General features: G+C 72.5%; 2 protein-coding genes. Both read right to left on the minus strand.

Translation table 11 applies throughout. From position 1 onward, the window contains the following. Positions 1–26: 26 nt before the first annotated feature. The gene (locus ACWF94_RS40360) at positions 27–401 is read right to left on the minus strand and encodes an RNHCP domain-containing protein (protein WP_453500259.1); all 375 of its coding nucleotides are present in this window, start codon (positions 399–401) and stop codon (positions 27–29) included. 300 nt (positions 402–701) lie between these two features. Next, positions 702–1486, minus strand: a 785-nt coding sequence (locus ACWF94_RS40365; RefSeq protein WP_453500261.1) for an XdhC family protein, incomplete at its 5' end; no start/stop codon positions are given.

A 1486-nucleotide genomic window follows, 5' to 3' on the forward strand; every position in this document is an offset into this window, starting at 1 on the left:
GGTCCGGGCTCCGCGCGTCCTGACGTTCAGAGCGCGGCGAGGCGCTCCAGCGGGAACGGCGGCTGAGCCAGCGGGCGTACGGCCAGTCTGGTCAGCGGCAGGGCGTTGTCATCGCCCGCCGTGCGGTTGGCGTGCAGAACGCCGCAGTGCGTGCAGCGGTGGACGAGCACCCATTCGCCGTCGCCGCGTACGGAGATGGCGAGGGGTTCCATCCGGGCTCCGCAGTCGGCGGCCCGGTCGCCTGGTGTGTCGTCGAGGTGACGGCTCCACAGGCAGTTCGGGCAGTGATTGCGGTGTCCGGTGCCGGCGGCGGTCATCGGGACATCGAGACCGCAGTGGAGGCAGCGGAAGGATTCGGCGCGCGATTCGGCGCGGGCGCGCCGGGATCTGTTGCGTGACATATGGACACGACTCCTGAAGTGATGCGTGAGCGGGCCGACTGCGCTGAGCACCGTCTCGCACCGGGGAGTTCATACCGCTGTCGCGGAAGTCCCTCCTCAACGGGGAGAACGGCTCCGCGGGGCCCGAGGCATACAAGCACCCCTTTCTGTCATCAGGTGTGTGTCCGGATCAGATGTCTCCGGTCGACCCGTTCATCAAACGGGCAGGGCCACCCGTTCGGCAACCCATTTACCGGCGGGGATGTCCCGACGGGCCGATGGGTCCCCGCTGGGCGGCCACTGGTCCGGACCGCCGCCGGGTCAGGCCGTCGAGCCGATCCGGTCGGGCCGGGGTGGGTCGGTGTCGTGGTGGATCGGGGTGTGTGTGCCGGCCAGGGACACCCCGCTGCCGCCGCGCCGGTCCGCCACGATCTCCGCCGCGATCGACAGGGCGGTCTCCTCCGGGGTACGGGCGCCCAGGTCGAGGCCGATCGGGCTGCGCAGCCGGGCCAGTTCCCGCGCGGTGACACCGCACTCGCGCAGTTGCCTGACGCGGTCCTCGTGGGTACGGCGGGAGCCCATCGCGCCGACATAGGCGACGGGGAGCCGCAGCGCGGCGGCGAGCAGCGGGATGTCGAACCTGGCGTCGTGGGTGAGGACACACAGGACCGTACGGGAGTCGGTCGCGGTGCCCGCGAGATAGCGGTGCGGCCAGTCGACGACGATCTCGTCGGCCTCGGGGAAGCGGTCTCTCGTGGCGAAGACGGGGCGCGCGTCACAGACGGTGACTTGGTGGCCGAGGAACTTGCCGACCCTGACCAGCGCGGACGCGAAGTCGACGGCACCGAAGACGATCATTCGGGGTGGCGGGGCGCTCGACTCGACCAGCAGGGTCAGCGGGGTGCCGCAGCGCCCGCCGTCCGCGCCGACGGTGACCGGGCCCGTACGGCCCGCGCCGAGCAGCGCCACGGCCTCGGCCGCCGCTGCCGCGTCCAGCGCGGGACCACCCCCGAGGCTCCCCTCGTACGATCCGTCGGGCCGTACGAGCAGGGCGCCCCCCAGCAGGTCCGGCGGCCCGTCGGCGACCCGGGCCAGGGCCGCCGTCT

It is taken from the genome of Streptomyces sp. NPDC055078 (genome assembly GCF_053607985.1).